General features: G+C 55.2%; 16 protein-coding genes and 3 tRNA genes. 9 read left to right on the forward strand and 10 right to left on the reverse strand.

All coding sequences use genetic code 11. The features are described from left to right. Window positions 1-86: 86 nt before the first annotated feature. A complete protein-coding gene (locus CTZ24_RS03000; RefSeq protein ID WP_021185807.1) occupies window positions 87-1,307 on the forward strand; it encodes an MFS transporter in 1,221 nt (406 codons plus the stop codon). On the opposite strand, the gene CTZ24_RS03005 is transcribed toward CTZ24_RS03000, so the two are convergent. From CTZ24_RS03005 to CTZ24_RS03015, 3 genes are all read right to left on the reverse strand, one after another. Beyond that, on the reverse strand, window positions 1,304-1,756 hold the full coding sequence (locus tag CTZ24_RS03005; protein ID WP_021185808.1) for a YbaK/EbsC family protein: 453 nt from the start codon (window positions 1,754-1,756) through the stop codon (window positions 1,304-1,306). The genes CTZ24_RS03000 and CTZ24_RS03005 overlap by 4 nt on opposite strands. Before the next feature lie 85 nt (window positions 1,757-1,841). Beyond that, a complete protein-coding gene (gene fhuF / locus CTZ24_RS03010) occupies window positions 1,842-2,645 on the reverse strand; it encodes a siderophore-iron reductase FhuF (RefSeq protein WP_208724744.1) in 804 nt (267 codons plus the stop codon). Between the two features lie 113 nt (window positions 2,646-2,758). Further along, window positions 2,759-3,853, reverse strand: a complete 1,095-nt coding sequence (locus CTZ24_RS03015) for a diguanylate cyclase (RefSeq protein ID WP_021185810.1) — start codon at window positions 3,851-3,853, stop codon at window positions 2,759-2,761. A gap of 232 nt (window positions 3,854-4,085) precedes the next feature. Between CTZ24_RS03015 and CTZ24_RS03020 the strand changes: the two genes are divergently transcribed. Beyond that, window positions 4,086-4,370 carry a DUF1435 domain-containing protein gene (locus CTZ24_RS03020; protein ID WP_208724745.1) on the forward strand — a complete coding sequence of 95 codons (285 nt, stop codon included), beginning with the start codon at window positions 4,086-4,088 and terminating at the stop codon, window positions 4,368-4,370. 84 nt (window positions 4,371-4,454) lie between these two features. Here CTZ24_RS03020 and CTZ24_RS03025 read toward each other — a convergent pair. The 4 genes from CTZ24_RS03025 to rsmC form a co-directional block, all read right to left on the reverse strand. Further along, window positions 4,455-4,541, reverse strand: a tRNA-Leu gene (locus tag CTZ24_RS03025). Window positions 4,542-4,570: 29 nt separating this feature from the next. Next, window positions 4,571-4,657: transfer RNA gene (locus tag CTZ24_RS03030), tRNA-Leu, on the reverse strand. Window positions 4,658-4,689: 32 nt separating this feature from the next. Continuing rightward, window positions 4,690-4,776 (reverse strand) — tRNA-Leu (locus CTZ24_RS03035). A gap of 142 nt (window positions 4,777-4,918) precedes the next feature. Continuing rightward, a complete protein-coding gene (rsmC, locus tag CTZ24_RS03040; RefSeq protein ID WP_208724746.1) occupies window positions 4,919-5,950 on the reverse strand; it encodes a 16S rRNA (guanine(1207)-N(2))-methyltransferase RsmC in 1,032 nt (343 codons plus the stop codon). A gap of 106 nt (window positions 5,951-6,056) precedes the next feature. Here rsmC and CTZ24_RS03045 point away from each other — a divergent pair, with 106 nt between their 5' ends. From CTZ24_RS03045 to yjjJ, 4 genes are all read left to right on the forward strand, one after another. Further along, on the forward strand, window positions 6,057-6,467 hold the full coding sequence (locus CTZ24_RS03045; RefSeq protein ID WP_208724747.1) for a DNA polymerase III subunit psi: 411 nt from the start codon (window positions 6,057-6,059) through the stop codon (window positions 6,465-6,467). Continuing rightward, entirely contained in the window at window positions 6,439-6,879 is a 441-nt protein-coding gene (rimI, locus tag CTZ24_RS03050; protein WP_208724748.1) for a ribosomal protein S18-alanine N-acetyltransferase, read from the forward strand. The genes CTZ24_RS03045 and rimI overlap by 29 nt, the downstream gene beginning before the upstream one ends. A 20-nt stretch (window positions 6,880-6,899) precedes the next feature. After that, the gene (yjjG, locus tag CTZ24_RS03055) at window positions 6,900-7,583 is read left to right on the forward strand and encodes a pyrimidine 5'-nucleotidase (RefSeq protein WP_021185813.1); all 684 of its coding nucleotides are present in this window, start codon (window positions 6,900-6,902) and stop codon (window positions 7,581-7,583) included. 105 nt (window positions 7,584-7,688) lie between these two features. Further along, window positions 7,689-9,017 (forward strand): type II toxin-antitoxin system HipA family toxin YjjJ, encoded by a 1,329-nt coding sequence (gene yjjJ, locus CTZ24_RS03060; protein WP_208724749.1) that lies wholly within the window; start codon window positions 7,689-7,691, stop codon window positions 9,015-9,017. Between the two features lie 76 nt (window positions 9,018-9,093). On the opposite strand, the gene CTZ24_RS03065 is transcribed toward yjjJ, so the two are convergent. Next, window positions 9,094-9,747 (reverse strand): YtjB family periplasmic protein, encoded by a 654-nt coding sequence (locus tag CTZ24_RS03065; protein WP_208724750.1) that lies wholly within the window; start codon window positions 9,745-9,747, stop codon window positions 9,094-9,096. 107 nt (window positions 9,748-9,854) lie between these two features. Between CTZ24_RS03065 and serB the strand changes: the two genes are divergently transcribed. The 3 genes from serB to nadR all read left to right on the forward strand — a co-directional run bounded on the left by serB (window position 9,855) and on the right by nadR (window position 13,569). Beyond that, window positions 9,855-10,832, forward strand: coding sequence for a phosphoserine phosphatase (gene serB / locus CTZ24_RS03070; protein WP_021185816.1), 978 nt, complete (start codon window positions 9,855-9,857; stop codon window positions 10,830-10,832). 13 nt (window positions 10,833-10,845) lie between these two features. Then, entirely contained in the window at window positions 10,846-12,228 is a 1,383-nt protein-coding gene (gene radA / locus CTZ24_RS03075) for a DNA repair protein RadA (RefSeq protein WP_013507777.1), read from the forward strand. 102 nt (window positions 12,229-12,330) lie between these two features. Beyond that, a complete protein-coding gene (gene nadR / locus CTZ24_RS03080; RefSeq protein ID WP_021185818.1) occupies window positions 12,331-13,569 on the forward strand; it encodes a multifunctional transcriptional regulator/nicotinamide-nucleotide adenylyltransferase/ribosylnicotinamide kinase NadR in 1,239 nt (412 codons plus the stop codon). A gap of 79 nt (window positions 13,570-13,648) precedes the next feature. Here the strand turns inward: nadR and CTZ24_RS03085 are convergent, their stop codons facing one another. Together CTZ24_RS03085 and CTZ24_RS03090 are read right to left on the reverse strand one after the other, a co-directional pair. Then, window positions 13,649-14,935, reverse strand: a complete 1,287-nt coding sequence (locus CTZ24_RS03085; RefSeq protein ID WP_021185819.1) for an MFS transporter — start codon at window positions 14,933-14,935, stop codon at window positions 13,649-13,651. Next, entirely contained in the window at window positions 14,928-16,082 is a 1,155-nt protein-coding gene (locus CTZ24_RS03090; protein ID WP_208724751.1) for a mandelate racemase/muconate lactonizing enzyme family protein, read from the reverse strand. Before CTZ24_RS03090 ends, CTZ24_RS03085 begins: the two co-directional genes overlap by 8 nt. Window positions 16,083-17,223: the final 1,141 nt, after the last annotated feature.

The following is a 17,223-nucleotide window of genomic DNA, read 5'->3' on the forward strand; positions in this document are numbered from 1 at the left end:
ATAGTAACCGATGCAATCATTCGCACGGTAACGTTCACAATAATGTCCGGCCAACGATCCGGGCGCTGTCAGACAGGATACCCCCTATGTTTAACTGGACTGCGACGCAGCGAAATGTGGCTTTTGCCAGTTTCGCCAGCTGGACGCTGGATGCGTTCGACTTTTTTATTCTGGTGTTTGTACTCAGCGATCTTGCCCAGTATTTCCACACCAGCGTTTCTGATGTTTCTATCGCGATTATGCTCACGCTGGCAGTGCGGCCAATTGGTGCGCTGCTGTTTGGTCGTCTCGCGGAAAAATATGGGCGTCGCCCGATTCTGATGCTCAATATTGTGTTGTTCTCGCTGTTTGAGCTGCTGTCAGCCTGGTCACCGAACTTTGCTGCTTTCCTGACGTTCCGCGTGATTTACGGCGTGGCAATGGGGGGCATCTGGGGCGTGGCCTCGTCGCTGGCGATGGAAACCATCCCGGATCGTTCGCGGGGTTTGATGTCCGGAATTTTCCAGGCGGGTTATCCCTGTGGCTACCTGCTGGCGTCGATCATCTTCGGTTTGTTCTTCGAGAGCGTGGGCTGGCGCGGAATGTTTATGATTGGTGCGCTGCCGATTTTGTTGCTGCCCTTTATCTATTTCAAGGTGCCGGAATCCCCGGTGTGGCTGGCGGCGCGACAGCGTAAAGAGAGTACCGCCTTGCTGCCGATTATTCGCCAGCACTGGAAAATCTGTATTTACATGGTGCTGTTGATGGCCTGCTTCAACTTCTTCAGCCACGGTACCCAGGATCTCTATCCCACCTTCCTGAAGGTACAACACCAGTTTGATCCGCACACCGTAAGCATTATTGCGATTAGCTACAATATCGCGGCGATGCTGGGCGGTATCTTTTTCGGTTCGCTGTCGGAGCGTATCGGGCGTAAGAAAGCCATTATGCTGGCGTCGTTTCTGGCGCTGCCGGTGCTGCCGTTGTGGGCGTTTTCCAGCGGTTCCTGGATGATTGGCATCGGTGCGTTTCTGATGCAGTTTATGGTGCAGGGCGCATGGGGTGTGGTACCGACCTATCTCACCGAGCTGGTGCCTGCCAATGCGCGTGCGGTGCTGCCGGGGTTTGTGTACCAGTTGGGGAACCTGATTGCCTCGGTTAACGCCACCTTACAATCGCGTATTGCGGAGGCACACGGCGGTAACTATGGCTTAGGGATGGCGATTGTTGCCGGGACGGTGGCGGTGTTGATATGCGTGTTTGTCGCATTTGGACGGGAAACGCGTGGCATTGAAATATCCGGTGCCGTGGCGCGCGAGTCGCATTAAAACGACTCGCAGACGTCAATCCATTTTGCCGCAGTGAGATCCGCCATACGCTGCGGCGAAATGCGCACCGCATTGTAAATTGAACCCGCCGCAGGCAGCACCTCATCGTAGCTACGCAATGAGACATCGCAATAAACGGTCAGCGGATTTTCCAGGCCGAATGGGCTGACTGCGCGGGCGGGATGGCCTGTCAAATTCACCACCTCATCGACGCACAACATACGTACTTTCCTGCCAAGTGTCGCTTTTAATTTGTCATTATCAAGACGCGCATCACCGCGCGTGACAATCAGCACGATTTTATCTTTTACTTTAAAAGACAGGGTTTTAGCGAGTTGTCCTGGCTCCACGTCATGCAGGCGTAGGGCCAGTTCAGCGTCCGGCATCTCGATGATATCGACATCCGGTGCATGTTCGGCAAAGAAGTGCCGTACCGACTCCAGGCTCATTTTTTTCTCCGGCAAAATCAAGCGCTAAAACTGCCATAAGCCCTCTCAACTGTAAACGAGAATGCAGGAGAATCTGTAACAGAATTTACTGAGCACACACCGCTGTTAATGTGCAGTTACCACAGCGTTCAACGTCGGGAATGCGGTAACGCTGGCAGCAACTACGTCGTTCCATCACGCCATTGCGTGGGATCATAGTGCGGTAAAGCGGGTTATCGCTGCCATCCAGCAGGGTACGGCTGAAGAACAACGCCTGCTCCAGCTGTGACACCACATCTGCGGGCAACAGCGTTTTTAACTCTCCAAGGAACCACCAGAAGGAGAATCCCATGTTGTTCCAGATCAGTTTGGCGTTGATATCACCGTGCTGCGCCATGCCATTTACGGCTGGAATCAGGTAGTACTGGATCAGGCGATCGAGACGCTGCTGTGCGTTGAGGTAACGAGCATCCTCATCCTCCTGCACATCAATCCAGAAAGCGCAGGGATGGCCATTTTCATGGAATTCAACGTGAATCAGATGGGGAGCGCAGTTAAGCGCGCGTGGTTCCAGCAGCAGTGCCAGCATCAACGGTGACAGCAACAGGCCGAAGTACCATTGCGCCCAGAGCGACTGGAGGGGCTTCGCCTCATGCGGGACATCAGGATGATTGCGATACAAATAATCGCTGTAGCGCTGGGTGAGGCGGCGGTAATGCTGGGGTTGGGACCATTCGGTAAGTGTTAAGGTGCCTGATGGCGCAGGCTGGCCGAGGTGTATTGTTTCCAGCATGTAGCTGCGCTGTTCACGCATCAGATCTTCCAGTGCGCTCGCCAGCGTGCGGTCGCTTTGGATAAAGATCAGTGGATGTTCGCTGAAGCGATGATCCTGACGGGTGATAGTAGCCATGCCGGTCCTGAATGAAAACGGGAAGCGAAAAACAAATGATAATCGTTCCCGCTTCAGCTCACAAGACAACCCGGCGTTGGATTCACCGTCATGGCACCCGTGAATCCAACGTTTCAGGCGAGATCTTTGGTATCCAGCGGCGCTTTGGGTAAATCATCCCACGCCAGGATGGTATTACGTCCCTGATTTTTCGCCACATACAGGGCACGGTCAGCATTCGCGACCGCCTGATCAAAATCATCATCAAAAATCGGGGCGATACCTGCACTGATGGTGACGTGGGTCGAAACCTTCTCATTAAAGCGATGGGGAATTTCCAGATCGACCACGTACTGGCGAATGCGCTCGGCCAGTTTCATGGCAATTGAGGCGTTAACGTTCGTCATCAGTACCAGAAACTCTTCACCGCCGTACCGTGTCACCACATCGCGCGAGCGTACGGCATCGCGAATGGCGACCGAAACCCGTGCCAATGCCTGATCGCCCATCGCATGGCCGTAGTTGTCGTTGTAGGCCTTGAAATGGTCGATATCCAGCAGTAAGACGAAGTGGCTGCCTGCGTGATTTTCCAGAATGGTATCCAGACGGTTTTTCAGCCCCCGGCGGTTATACAAACCGGTTAACGGGTCCAGCATGCTTAAGTCGCTGAAACTCTCTTTCTCTTCATATAGCTGCCGCACCAGACGGCGGGTGAAATGATCGAAGCGGCGACGCATCAGATGGTGTAATGAAAAACCAATCAACGGCAAGGTGATGGTAAACAAAATCATCATTAAATGCTGGCCATCATCCAGCAGTAAAACAGTGAATACCGGCGGCGTGATGTGTAAACAGAAAGCAACTAAATAATCACTTAGCGCAATGGCACTGACAAAAAATACGCTCAACAGACTGATTATTAAAAAACTACCATCAAAATAGAAAACCAGATGGTATTTGTGGTTTATGTGCCATGCCCATAATGCACCAAATAACAATGCCACAGGATTTAATAGCGGTAATTTTAGTTTTGGGCTGATTAAACAAAGTGTAAGTAAAGAGATGCTAAAGCCTGCCACCAGTACTGCTGGCAGTGAGTGGATGCTGGATGCCTCCCCTAAAAATGGTAACAAAGAAAATAGTGAAACAGCGACATTCAAAAACAGAAAAAGCATCAGTGAGAGCCGATATTTGCTGTGTTTCAATTCATCGTAAGATTGTAATTTCATTATTATTACTCGTAACAGCCCTGAAATATCAAAGCGCTACCCGACCGGAATATTCTCCCTGCCAGGGTAATGAGCACATTATTGCTGTGTTATCAAAATAGTTATCGGCGGCAATTTAGCATTTTCCAGTAGTACTGTCATCCGCAGGGCTTTTTCGATAAAAAAAATCCGCTGCACAATGAGAAATATTATCATATGATAATACGAATACTTATCATTTGAGGGTTGCGCGATGATCATGGCGATATTGGCTGCCTGCGGCTTATGGGGTGTGAGCTGGATTATGGGTAAACGCCTGGATAGCGGCTGGGGTGTGCTGTTGCCCTGTGCGGCGATGCCGGTCTTCGCACTATGGGAACCCAGTTTCAGCCAGTGGCGGTTGGTGATGATTGTGGCGTTGTTGCTGACAATAGTGATGTTGTTTCATCATCGTCTGCGTCATTACCTGCTGTTGCCTTCCTGCCTGGCGCTGGCGGGCGGATTAGCGGCGGTGTCAGTGAATTTTCATCTGATCTGAACGACAGAAATGACAAAATCACGCATAAGCGTGAGCAGAAGCTGTAAACATGATGGATGAGATAACCGGGAAGGATGACAACGTTGGTGCGAAGAGAGGGACTTGAACCCTCACGTCCGTAAGGACACTAACACCTGAAGCTAGCGCGTCTACCAATTCCGCCACCTTCGCATCGTAGTTGTCTGTTCATATCACCGCATTGGTGCGAAGAGAGGGACTTGAACCCTCACGTCCGTAAGAACACTAACACCTGAAGCTAGCGCGTCTACCAATTCCGCCACCTTCGCATTGTGCAGTGCGATATGAACTACGTGGTTTTTGGTGCGAAGAGAGGGACTTGAACCCTCACGTCCGTAAGGACACTAACACCTGAAGCTAGCGCGTCTACCAATTCCGCCACCTTCGCGTACCTGCAATACCTTAAGTATTGCTAACCACGGAGGCGCATTTTAGAGATTTTACTCAATGCGTCAACACATATTTCGCGGCGGTGAAACGATTGCTGGAAAAAGCAACGTTTCTGCCGCCGCGTCAGCAACATCGCTGAATTAACGTGCTTTCGCGCCGCGGCCGTAAACCGCACGGTAAACTTTAAAGCGTCCGGTTTGCGCCAGCACTTCATGGTTTCCGAAAGTCTCATCCAGCACCTGCGGATAGGGCAGGAAGGCGTTGGCGACGATACGCAGTTCGCCGCCACTGTTGAGATGTTTTGCCGCGCCACGAATCAGCGTATGTGCCGCATCGAGGCTGGTTTGCAGGCCATCATGGAACGGCGGGTTGGAGATGATCAGGTCAAAACGACCGGTGACATCGGAGAAGACGTTGCTGGCAAAGACTTCACCTTCAAGGCCATTAGCCGCCAGCGTGGCTTTACTCGCTGCTACTGCGGCGGCATGCACATCACACAGCCACAGACGGACTTTCGGCGAATGTTGCGCCAGCACGGTTGCCAGTACGCCACTGCCACAGCCAATATCCAGCACCTTACCTTTGGTGTGCGGCGTCAGCGTCGAGAGCAGCAGCGCGCTTCCGGCATCAAGGCCGTCACGGCTGAATACGCCAGGCTGGGTGTGAATGGTCAGGCCATCCAGCATATAACTGTCGTTGAAGGCGTCGGCATCGAAGATGGGCTGCTGTTCCAGTTGCCCGTGGTACAGGCCACAGCGACGTGCGCTGTCGATCTTTTCCAGTTTGGCCCACGACTCCACCATGCCTTCCGCGCTACGGACACCGCTACGGTTTTCGCCTACGACAAAAATATCGCTACCAACCGGCATCAGCGAGAGCAGGTTTTGCAGTTGGAACTGCGCTTCCGGTTTATTCTTCGGCCAGAAGTAAACCAGGGTATCGCAGCCTGCCACATCCGCCGCACTTGCGACCAGGCCATAGACCGCGCGCTCCGCGAGGCGGCGGCTAAGGTTCTGCCAGTGATGATATTGTTGGGTATGCACGCGTGTTGACGCGGTTTCCAGCTGAGCGGGCAGGTCATCCTGCAAATCGCCAGCAAACAAAACATGGCGGGCGGTAAATTCATCACTGTGGCGCAGAATCACTTCACTGGCCGGGGTAAAAGCAGACATGGATGGCTCCTGTTAAATCAGAGCGGGGATTATAGTGCTTTGTTGGCGCATGTTCGATGGGTTTGCTAGCATAGCGTCGCATTCTGGCAGCACAACGGGTAATAGCATGACATCAAGGCGCGACTGGCTTTTACAGCAAATGGGGATTACGCAGTATCAACTGCGGCGTCCACGCGTGTTGCAGGGAGAGATTGCCGTTCGGCTTACGCCAGAGACTCGTCTGGTCTTGGTGGCGGAACACGCCCCGGCGTTGCATGAGCCGTTAGTTCGCGATGTGCTGCGTACCTTAAACCTGCAACCCGCGCAGGTAATGACGCTCACGCCAGAACAGCTCCAGATGCTACCGGAACAGGTGGATTGTGCGGGCTGGTTGCTGGGTGTCGATAGCTCGCATCCTTTTAATGGCGTCACTTTTGCGACCGCCGCTTTCAATGAATTAATCAGTAGCGGTGCGGCGAAACGCGCCCTCTGGCAACAGATGTGTAACCATGACAGCCATCTCTTTAGTCACCCCTGAAGACCAACCACAGCTGCTGGCGATTGAGCGCCGCAGCCATGCGTTTCCCTGGAGCGAACAGACGTTTGCCAGCAATCAGGGGGAACGTTTTTTAAATTTTCGCATTGAGGCGGAAGGCCGTCTGGTCGGTTTTGCCATCACCCAGGTGGTGCTGGATGAAGCTTCGCTGTTCAATATCGCTGTCGATCCTGATTTTCAACGCCGTGGCTATGCCCGCCAGTTATTGCAGCATCTGATTGCTGAACTGGAGAAGTGCGAGGTCATGACGCTGTGGCTGGAAGTTCGTGCCTCCAATCTGGCGGCGATAGCGCTGTATGAACAGCTGGAGTTTCACCAGGTAAGCCGCCGCCCCAATTACTACCCCACTGCCAGCGGAAGAGAAGACGCCATTATCATGGCATTGACGCTGTAGCGTTTTGGCTGAGGAGATCTATGTTAAACGACTGGGACTGCATTATTTTTGATGCGGATGACACGCTATTTCACTTCGACGCCTATGCCGGTTTGCAACGAATGTTTGCCGGTTATGACGTGCAATTCACCGATCAGGATTACGCCGATTACCAGGCGATCAACAAACCGCTGTGGGTCGATTATCAGAACGGAGCGATTTCGGCGTTGCAACTACAGACACGCCGCTTCACCGGTTGGGGCGAAAAACTCAGCGTGGCCCCGGAAGTGCTCAACAGCGGCTTTCTGAACGCAATGGCGGAAATCTGCCTGCCTTTGCCGGGGGCGGCCCGTTTGCTTGACGCGCTGCACGGCAAGGTGAAGATCGCCATCATTACCAACGGCTTTACCGCGTTGCAGCAGGCGCGTCTCGAACGTACCGGCTTCCGTGATTATTTTGATGCGCTGGTGATTTCGGAGCAGGTCGGCGTACCCAAGCCCGATCGTGCCATCTTTGATCACACGCTGGCGCTGCTCGGCAACCCGGCGCGTGAACGGGTATTGATGGTGGGGGATACGCCGGAATCGGATATCCTCGGCGGCATCAATGCCGGATTGAAAACCTGCTGGTTCGATCACGGTACGCGCCCGTTGCCTGAGCACATCATCCCGGACTGGCAGGTCACCTCGCTGTCTGAGTTGGAAAACTTACTGACGCAGCGTTAAAAGTATCTATTCATCATTGAGATGATTATGCGTCTGAAGGCCCGCTGAGCGGGCCTTTTTTCATGCTAGAATCTATTCATAAATCTATTCATCAACGAGGGCGCGATGGCGGATATCACGACACAGCTGTTGGATGGCCCATTAGGTGCGGCAGAGCTGTTGCGCCGTCTTGGCATCAGCCAGGCGACGCTTTCGCGCCAGTTACGTCAACAGGATCAGGTCGTGCGTTGGGGCAAAGCCCGCGCCACGCGCTATGCTCTGCTGCGCCCGTTGCGCGGTGAAAGCCGTTTTCCTCTTTATCGGGTGCTGCCGTCGGGTCAGACGGTACAAGCAGGCTGGCTGGTACGTACCTGGCCGCAGGGCAGTTGTTTGCATCTGGATGAACAGGAGAACGGGACGTTCTACGATGGATTGCCGTGGTTCCTCAGCGATATGCGTCCCCAGGGGTTCCTCGGACGGCTGTGGGGAAGAGAGAATGCGCATGCACTAGGGTTAACCGAGGATCTCCGTGTCTGGAGCGATGAGCAGTGCCTGATGGCATTGACGGTAACGGGCATGGACATGCCGGGCAACTGCCTGCTCGGTGCGACGGCGTATCAGCGCTGGTTGCAGCAATCTGCCCCCGTGCTGCTGAGCGCCGGGCAAAAAATTATGCGCTATCCGCAACTGGCACAACAGGTGCTGAACGGTGATGAGGTGGGGTCATCGGCGGCGGGTGAGCAGCCAAAGTTCCTGTGTTATGCCGAAACCGCCCACGGCGAACATCACTGCCTGGTCAAATTCACGGTGCCGCGTCAGAGCGAAAACAGCCAGCGCTGGCGTGATTTACTGCGGGCGGAACATCTGGCACTACGACAATTGGCCGAGACAGGGCTGGCGGCAGCACGTAGCCAGATTATTGAACAAGGCGGCCAGTTGTTCCTCGAAGTTGAGCGCTTCGATCGTGAAGGCGAACGAGGACGGCGTGGGATGTGTTCGCTGGAAGCGGTTAGCGCGGAATTTTTGGGGCGACAGCAGCACTGGCCGGATGCGTTGCGCGAACTGGCGCGCCAGCAACGGCTGGATGAAGCATCAAAGCAGCGTGGGACGCTGCAATGGGCCTTTGGTCGCCTGATCGCCAACAGCGATATGCACGCCGGGAACCTGTCGTTTTTTACCGACGGGGAACAACTGCAACTGACCCCGGCCTACGACATGCTACCGATGGCGTTGGCACCGAACTCGCTCGGTCATATGCGTGACGAGGTGAATTTAACCCTCGACTTTTCGCTTTCCGGTGAGGTGTGGCGGACGGCCAGCGCAATGGCGAAAAGCTATTGGCAGACCATTGCAGCAGAAGGGGCGTTTAGTGAAGGGTTCCGGTTGATTGCGCGCCAGGCACAGCAGCAACTGGCTGCGCTGGACCTGACGCTGGAAAAGATGACGGAGAAATGAAATACGCTGTAGCGGCGCGATTTATCGCGCGGGTTTTACCGACAGCGTACACGGAAATGCGCGATAAATCGCGCCGCTACGGTTTACCGTTTTCCGCCTCTTCTTCTTTATCCTCTTTCACCGGTGTACTGGCGGTGAGCAGGAACGGCGACTGCTGCCAGCGGGTGCGGCGGTCGCGCAGCAGGGTACGGGTCAGGATGATGCCAATCGCCAGCGCCAGCAGCATCATCAGACGCAGAATGTTGGTGGTGTTATCTACCTGGCGCGATTCGGTGACCAGTACGTGGGTGTCCAGCGTGATACGCAGAAAACCCAGCGGGCCGTCTTTACCATTGAGCGGCTGCACAATCTGATGATTGAAATAGCTACCGGCGCGCTTGCCATCGAGGGCGAGGCGGTCGCGCACATCGATGCTTTCGCCGCTGTGCGCCACCAGGCTGCCATCATCAGCATAGACAGAGGCATCCAGGATGCGGCTGTTCTCCGTGAGCTGATTCAGCACCGCTTCAATTTGCGTGCGATTATCGTCGCTGTTATCCATCAAGGGTTGCAGGCTGAATGCCACCTGTTTGGTCAGGGTGCGGGCCAGCTCCTCCACCTGTTCGGAGCGCGCCATTTGGTGCCCGAGACTAAACCAGGATGCTCCCTGCATCAGCACCACTAACAGGGCCAGCGAGATAAGAACAATCACCGTGCGGTGCAGGCGAAATTTCAGTGCGGTTTTAACCATCAGAAACCCGTGTGACATAACAGCAGAAAGGCTGGCAATTATGTTGCCAGAACCCGCGCAGACAAGGTAGCCTCTTGCGTGGTTTTGTTGTCCCTACAGGAGCTGTAATGCCAAATCGTCTTACCTGGTGCGATCTGCCCGCCGATGTATCCCTTTGGCCGGGTCTACCCCTTTCCCTCAGCGGTGATGAAGTGATGCCGCTGGATTACCGTGCTGGTCGGACTGGCTGGCTGCTGTATGGGCGCGGGCTTGATAAACAAAAGCTGACTGACTATCAGCATCAGCTGGGCGCAGCGATGGTGATCGTCAGCGCCTGGAATGTTGATGAGTACCAGGTGATTCGTCTGGCTGGCTCTCTGACGCCGCGAGCGACCAAACTGGCGCATGATGCCGGTTTTGATGTGGCACCGCTTGGCAAAATTCCCCACCTGAAAACCCCGGGTTTGCTGGTGATGGATATGGACTCCACGGCGATTCAGATCGAATGTATTGATGAAATCGCCAAACTGGCGGGCAGCGGCGAACGCGTGGCGGAAGTGACCGAACGCGCGATGCGTGGCGAACTGGATTTCAAAGCCAGCCTGCGCGAACGAGTCGGCACGCTGGCCGGTGCCGATGCCAATATCCTGAAGCAGGTGCGTGATACGCTGCCTTTGATGCCGGGCCTGACCACGCTGGTGCAGAAATTACAGGCGCTGGGTTGGCAGGTGGCGATCGCCTCTGGCGGCTTTACCTATTACGCTGACTATCTGCGCGACACCTTGCATCTGGCAGCGGCCGTGGCTAACGAACTGGAAATCCGCGACGGCAAACTGACCGGCCAGGTGCTGGGCCAGATTGTCGATGCACAATTTAAAGCCGATACCCTGAATAACCTGGCGCAGCGTTTTGCCATTGCCCCGGAGCAGACCGTGGCGATTGGCGACGGAGCCAATGACCTGCCGATGATTAAAACCGCCGGTCTGGGTATCGCCTATCATGCTAAACCCAAAGTGAATGAGCAGACGGAGGTCATTATCCGTCACGCTGACCTGATGGGGGTGTTCTGCATCCTGAGCGGCAGCCTGATTCACGAAGAACGTTAATTAAGGAACGGATTTGGCCAAAGCGGCAAAACGCGCTTTCGTTTGTAATGAATGCGGAGCTGACTATCCGCGCTGGCAGGGGCAATGCAGCGCCTGCCATGCCTGGAATACCATCACCGAGGTGCGCATTGCCGCCTCGCCAGCCGCTGCGCGCAACGAGCGCCTGAGTGGTTACGCCGGAAGCGCCGGTACCAGCCGGGTGCAGAAGCTGTCGGAGATCAGCCTTGAGGCCCTGCCGCGTTTCTCCACCAGTTTTAAAGAGTTTGACCGTGTGCTCGGCGGCGGCGTGGTGCCGGGCAGCGCGATTCTGATTGGCGGCAACCCCGGTGCCGGGAAATCAACGCTGCTGTTGCAGGTGATGTGTAAGCTGGCGGAGGGGATGAAAACCCTGTACGTCACTGGCGAAGAATCGCTGCAACAGGTGGCCATGCGCGCCCATCGTCTGGGATTACCCACCGAAAATCTGAATATGCTGTCGGAAACCAGCATCGAGCAGATCTGCCTGATCGCCGAGCAGGAACAACCGAAACTGATGGTGATCGACTCGATCCAGGTGATGCATATGGCGGAGATCCAATCTTCGCCGGGTAGCGTAGCGCAGGTGCGTGAAACTGCCGCTTATCTGACGCGTTTCGCAAAAACGCGTGGCGTGGCGATTGTGATGGTGGGACATGTCACCAAAGATGGCTCACTGGCTGGTCCAAAAGTGCTGGAGCATTGCATCGACTGTTCCGTGTTGCTGGATGGTGACGCCGATTCACGTTTCCGTACCCTGCGCAGCCACAAAAACCGTTTTGGCGCGGTGAACGAATTAGGGGTGTTCGCTATGACCGAGCAGGGGATGCGTGAAGTCAGCAATCCCTCGGCCATCTTTCTGTCTCGCGGTGATGAAATCACCTCGGGCAGCTCGGTGATGGTGGTGTGGGAAGGTACACGCCCGCTGCTGGTGGAGATTCAGGCGCTGGTGGACCACTCCATGATGGGCAATCCACGTCGCGTGGCGGTGGGGCTGGAGCAGAATCGCCTGGCGATCCTGTTGGCGGTGCTGCATCGTCACGGAGGATTACAGATGGCGGATCAGGACGTGTTCGTCAACGTGGTGGGTGGCGTAAAAGTCACGGAAACCAGTGCCGACCTCGCGTTGCTGCTGGCGATGGTCTCCAGCTTGCGCGATCGTCCTCTGCCACAGGATCTGGTGATTTTCGGCGAAGTCGGGTTGGCCGGTGAAATTCGCCCGGTGCCCAGTGGTCAGGAACGTATTTCCGAAGCCGCCAAGCATGGTTTCAAGCGCGCGATAGTGCCCGCAGGCAATGCACCGAAGAAACCGATTGAGGGGATGAAGGTTTACAGCGCGAAGAAGCTGGCGGATGCGCTGGCGATTCTGGACGAGCTGTAATGCCTCAGCCTGACTAACATTTTGCACACCTTCCTCTCCCGTCTTGTGGGAGAGGGCCGGGGTGAGGGCAACCAGCCGCACTTTCCATGCAGGAGGCACATCATGTCATCATTTGACTACCTGAAAACCGCCATTCGCCAGCAGGGCCATACGCTGCAACAGGTGGCGGATGCCAGCGGGATGACCAAAGGCTATTTAAGCCAGTTGCTGAATGCCAAAATCAAAAGCCCCAGCGCCGCTAAACTGGAAGCGTTACATCGCTTTCTCGGTCTGGAGTTTCCGCGTCGCGAGAAGACCGTCGGCGTGATATTCGGTAAGTTCTACCCGCTGCACACCGGTCATATTTATCTGATCCAGCGCGCCTGTAGCCAGGTTGATGAACTGCATATCATCATGGGACATGACGATCCGCGCGATCGCGAATTATTTGAAAACAGCGCCATGTCGCAGCAGCCGACGGTCAGCGATCGCCTGCGCTGGCTGCTGCAAACCTTCAAATACCAGAAAAACATCCGTATTCACTCCTTCAACGAAGAAGGCATCGAGCCTTATCCGCACGGCTGGGATGTGTGGAGTGAAGGCGTTAAAGCGTTTCTGGCGCAGCAGGGCATTGAAGCGGATTGCGTCTACACCAGCGAAGCACCGGATGCGCCGATGTATCAGCAGCACCTCGGTATTGAAGCGGTGGTGCTCGATCCCAATCGATCCTTTATGAGCATCAGCGGCGCGCAGATTCGCCAGGATCCGTTTCGCTATTGGGAATATATTCCGACTGAGGTCAAGCCGTTCTTTGTGCGCACCGTGGCGATCCTTGGCGGTGAGTCGAGCGGAAAATCGACGCTGGTCAATAAGCTGGCGAACATCTTCAATACCACCAGCGCGTGGGAATATGGCCGCGATTATGTGTTCTCCCACCTTGGTGGTGACGAGATCGCGCTGCAATATTCGGACTATGACAAAATCGCCCTTGGTCAGGCGCAGTACATCGATTTTGCCGTCAAGTACGCCAACAAAGTGGCCTTTATCGATACCGATTTCATCACCACCCAGGCGTTTTGCCTCAAGTATGAGGGGCGCGAACATCCGTTTGTGCAGGCGCTGATTGATGAATACCGCTTCGACCTGGTGATTCTGCTGGAGAATAACGTGCCGTGGGTGGCGGATGGGTTGCGTAGCCTGGGCAGTTCAGTGGATCGACGCGAGTTTCAGTCGTTGCTGATCACCATGCTGCGTGAGAACAATATCGACTTCGTCCATGTGAAAGAGGACGACTACGACACGCGCTTCCTGCGCTGTGTCGAGTTGGTTAAACAGATGCTGGGGAACGGCGTCCCCCGTTAAACATGCCTCTGGCGTAGCGGCGCGATTTATCGCGCAATGTTTTTGGCGCGTGTAAATCACGCCGCTACGTATTTCCGCCTTAATGCGACGCCAGTGCGCGCAGCGTATTAACCCCTTTCTGCCGTACCAGCAGCGCCAGCAATAGCATTCCCGTCAAAGCCAGTACGCTCGCCAACACAAAGGCGGTGTGATAGCCGCCGCCGTACTGGATAAGGAAGCCAGTAATCCCCGGTGACAGAATGCCCGCCAGATTCGCCAGCAGATGAACAAACCCGCCTGCCGTACCAATTCGTCCTGCCGGAACGATATCCTGCAACAATGACCAGCAGGCTTGCGGCGTCATATAAGCAAACACGCTCGCCAGGGTAATCAGGGTGACGGCCGCAGCCAGGCTCTGGCTCCAGGCGGTCAGCAGCACGCATAACGCGGCGACGGCCAGTCCGACAAAAATCACCAGCTTACGAGACAGCAGGAAATTCTGCGTGCGGCGAAACAGCATGTCGCACACCACGCCACCACCGAGAAAACCAACGGTGGCACCGAGCCACGGCAGAATACCGATGATGCTCATGCTTTTGATATCCAGATGCTGGAAGTCGGTCAGGTAACTCGGTAGCCAGGAGAGGAAGAAATACTGGATGTAGTTGAAGCAGAAGAAGGCGCTGGCGACGCCTAACACCGGCAGTGAGAAGACGTAGCGCCACAGCGAGTGCTGATCCTGCTGCGGGGTGCTGGCGCTCTGGCTGGCCGGACGTTGCTGCATAATCAGCTGACTTTCCTCGCGGCTGACGCGCGGATGCTGCTCTGGCTTATCACGGAACAGCAGCAGCCAACTGGCGACCCAGATAAAGCCCAGCGCGGCAATCACGATGAAAGCAATACGCCAGCCAAAATTCAGCCCAACCAGACCAACAATCGGTGCGGCAATGGCTGCACCCAGCGGCTGTCCGGCATTGGTAAAACCGACTGCCCGGCCAACTTCCTGACGCGGGAACCAGTTAGCAATCGATTTGTTGGTGGTGGTACCCATCGGCCCCTCGCCGATACCAAACAGCATACGCACAATCAACAGATGACCGAAGCCAGTGACCAGCGCGGTGGCACCGCAAAACAGCGACCAGATCGAAGCCGCCCAGGCATAGACACGACGTGGGCCAAAGCGGTCAGCCCCCCAGCCGCCAAGAAAACAAAACAGGCAATAACCAATAAAGAAGCAGCTAAACAGGATGCCCATCTGTGCATCATCAATGCCGAGATCTTTTTTCACCAGTGGCGCCATGACCGACAGTGCGGCGCGATCGAGATAGTTGAGCATCCCGGCGCAGAACAGCAGCAGGGCAATGACCACACGATAATTTTTAAACATGATGCACTCCCTGTTGATCCACCCGTTGATGGGTTATCCGATACTCGCGTAACACCTGCTCGTCGGGCTGATAACCGAGGCCAGGACGATCGCTCAGGGTAAAGTGCACGTCGTGGGGCAGATCGGGGTAAAGATCGACGGCGAAGTCGATCCACGGGATCTCCATTTTGACGCTGTCTGGCAGCAACGCGACCAGATGAGCGGTAGCCAGCATCCCTGCGCCGTAATAGAAGCAGTGCGGCACCACGCGTACGCGATATTGCTGCGCCAGGTCGAAGACATGCAGGGCGGCGGTGATACCGCCGACTTTGGTGACGCTGGGTTGCACCACATCGACCGCGCCACTTTCCAGCAGATTGACGAAACCGAAATCACCATCGACGTTTTCACCGGCGGCCAGCGGTACACCGACGCGACGCAACTGCGCCAGACCGTCAAAATCATCCGGTGGCCAGATCGGCTCCTCCAGCCAGCCCAGCTCCAGCGCACGCAGTTCAAAAGCGTGCTGGCTCGCCTGCGCACGCGTCCACGGACAGTTAACGTCCACCATTAACTGCGCGTCAGCAGGTAGTGCAGCACGGGCAGCAGCGATAGCGGGGCTGGCTGTTTCATGCAGCTTCATGGTGCGGAATCCCTGCTGATAAGCGCGCTGCACCTGGGTGGCGACTTCTTCGGGATCATTGGCGTAGCTTACCAGGCTGGCATAGCGCTCGATCTGATGACGCGTTGCTCCCAATAGTTGCCACAGCGGTTGCTGGTGCTGCTGGCCGAGCAAATCCCACAAGGCGATATCAAGAGCGGAAAGGGCGTAGCGCACCGGGCCACTGCGGCCAAACGCATGCAGAGCCTGCTCGGCGTTCTGCATTAATGACGCGATTGCCGGTTCGCTGTCGGGGAGTGGCTGTTGCAGGAAAAAGGGGGCGACCAGGCTGCACAGTGCCTGCTCCGTGACCGGGTTAGCCAGATGCCCGAAGGCTTCTCCCCAACCCACCAGTCCGTTGTCGCTGGTGACTTTAACCAGCAGGGTTTCCATCCGGCTCAACGACGGCGAGGCCGCGTTAAACGTGGTTTCTTGCTCCGCTGGTGGACGTCGATGAGCATCAAAGGGGATCGCGATGCGCATCACTTCAATCGTAGATATCTTCATGCCATAGACCTCAAAAGGGTGCGCCCGGCGTGAGTAGTTATGAAAAATGCCGGGACGGATAGGGATACATCGGGTCAATAGCGAGTATAAAAAGCAGGCAAAACGGGAACATCGGGCAACAGCCCAGGAGTGAAAGCGGATTCAGGCGGGTTTTTGTGCTGATTAACGGCGCGTGGTGCAGGGGATCACAAATATGATGGAAATATCATAACTGCACGATAAATCGTGCCGCTACGGGTTGGGTAAATATCATCACTGCACGATAAATCGTGCCGCTACGGGTTGGGCAAATATCATCACTGCACGATAAATCGCGCGGCTACGGGATGGGCAAATATCATCACTGCACGATAAATCGTGCCGCTACGGGTTGGGCAAATATCATCACTGCACGATAAATCGTGCCGCTACGGGTTGGGCAAATATCATCACTGCACGATAAATCGTGCCGCTACGGGTTGGGCAAATATCATCACTGCACGATAAATCGTGCCGCTACGGGATGGGCAAATATCATCACTGCACGATAAATCGTGCCGCTACGGGATGGGCAAATATCATCACTGCACGATAAATCGTGCCGCTACGGGTTGGGCAAATATCATCACTGCACGATAAATCGTGCCGCTACGGGTTGGGCAAATATCATCACTGCACGATAAATCGTGCCGCTACGGGTTGGGTAAATATCATCACTGCACGATAAATCGTGCCGCTACGGGTTGGGCAAATATCATCACTGCACGATAAATCGTGCCGCTACGGGTTGGGCAAATATCATCACTGCACGATAAATCGTGCCGCTACGGGTTGGGCAAATATCATCACTGCGCGATAAATCGTGCCGCTACGGGTTGGGCAAATATCATCACTGCGCGATAAATCGTGCCGCTACGGGTTGGGCAAATATCATCACTGCACGATAAATCGTGCCGCTACGGGTTGGGCAAATATCATCACTGCACGATAAATCGCGCGGCTACGGGATGGGCAAATATCATCACTGCACGATAAATCGTGCCGCTACGGGTTGGGCAAATATCATCACTGCACGATAAATCGTGCCGCTACGGGTTGGGCAAATATCATCACTGCACGATAAGTCGTGCCGCTACGGGTTGGGCAAATATCATCACTGCAC

The organism is Pantoea phytobeneficialis (genome assembly GCF_009728735.1).
Classification (GTDB): Bacteria; Pseudomonadota; Gammaproteobacteria; order Enterobacterales; family Enterobacteriaceae; genus Pantoea; species Pantoea phytobeneficialis.

Bases quoted from the DNA above. Each gene is read 5' to 3' on its own strand.
- rsmC (WP_208724746.1), bottom strand. From the start codon at position 5,950: ATGTCTGCTTTTACCCCGGCCAGTGAAGTGATTCTGCGCCACAGTGAT.
- CTZ24_RS03020 (WP_208724745.1), top strand. From the start codon at position 4,086: ATGATCATGGCGATATTGGCTGCCTGCGGCTTATGGGGTGTGAGCTGG.
- nadR (WP_021185818.1), top strand. From the start codon at position 12,331: ATGTCATCATTTGACTACCTGAAAACCGCCATTCGCCAGCAGGGCCAT.
- CTZ24_RS03065 (WP_208724750.1), bottom strand. From the start codon at position 9,747: ATGGTTAAAACCGCACTGAAATTTCGCCTGCACCGCACGGTGATTGTT.
- CTZ24_RS03085 (WP_021185819.1), bottom strand. From the start codon at position 14,935: ATGTTTAAAAATTATCGTGTGGTCATTGCCCTGCTGCTGTTCTGCGCC.
- fhuF (WP_208724744.1), bottom strand. From the start codon at position 2,645: ATGGCTACTATCACCCGTCAGGATCATCGCTTCAGCGAACATCCACTG.
- CTZ24_RS03000 (WP_021185807.1), top strand. From the start codon at position 87: ATGTTTAACTGGACTGCGACGCAGCGAAATGTGGCTTTTGCCAGTTTC.
- serB (WP_021185816.1), top strand. From the start codon at position 9,855: ATGCCAAATCGTCTTACCTGGTGCGATCTGCCCGCCGATGTATCCCTT.
- rimI (WP_208724748.1), top strand. From the start codon at position 6,439: ATGACAGCCATCTCTTTAGTCACCCCTGAAGACCAACCACAGCTGCTG.
- CTZ24_RS03005 (WP_021185808.1), bottom strand. From the start codon at position 1,756: ATGAGCCTGGAGTCGGTACGGCACTTCTTTGCCGAACATGCACCGGAT.
- CTZ24_RS03045 (WP_208724747.1), top strand. From the start codon at position 6,057: ATGACATCAAGGCGCGACTGGCTTTTACAGCAAATGGGGATTACGCAG.
- yjjG (WP_021185813.1), top strand. From the start codon at position 6,900: ATGTTAAACGACTGGGACTGCATTATTTTTGATGCGGATGACACGCTA.
- CTZ24_RS03015 (WP_021185810.1), bottom strand. From the start codon at position 3,853: ATGAAATTACAATCTTACGATGAATTGAAACACAGCAAATATCGGCTC.
- yjjJ (WP_208724749.1), top strand. From the start codon at position 7,689: ATGGCGGATATCACGACACAGCTGTTGGATGGCCCATTAGGTGCGGCA.
- CTZ24_RS03090 (WP_208724751.1), bottom strand. From the start codon at position 16,082: ATGAAGATATCTACGATTGAAGTGATGCGCATCGCGATCCCCTTTGAT.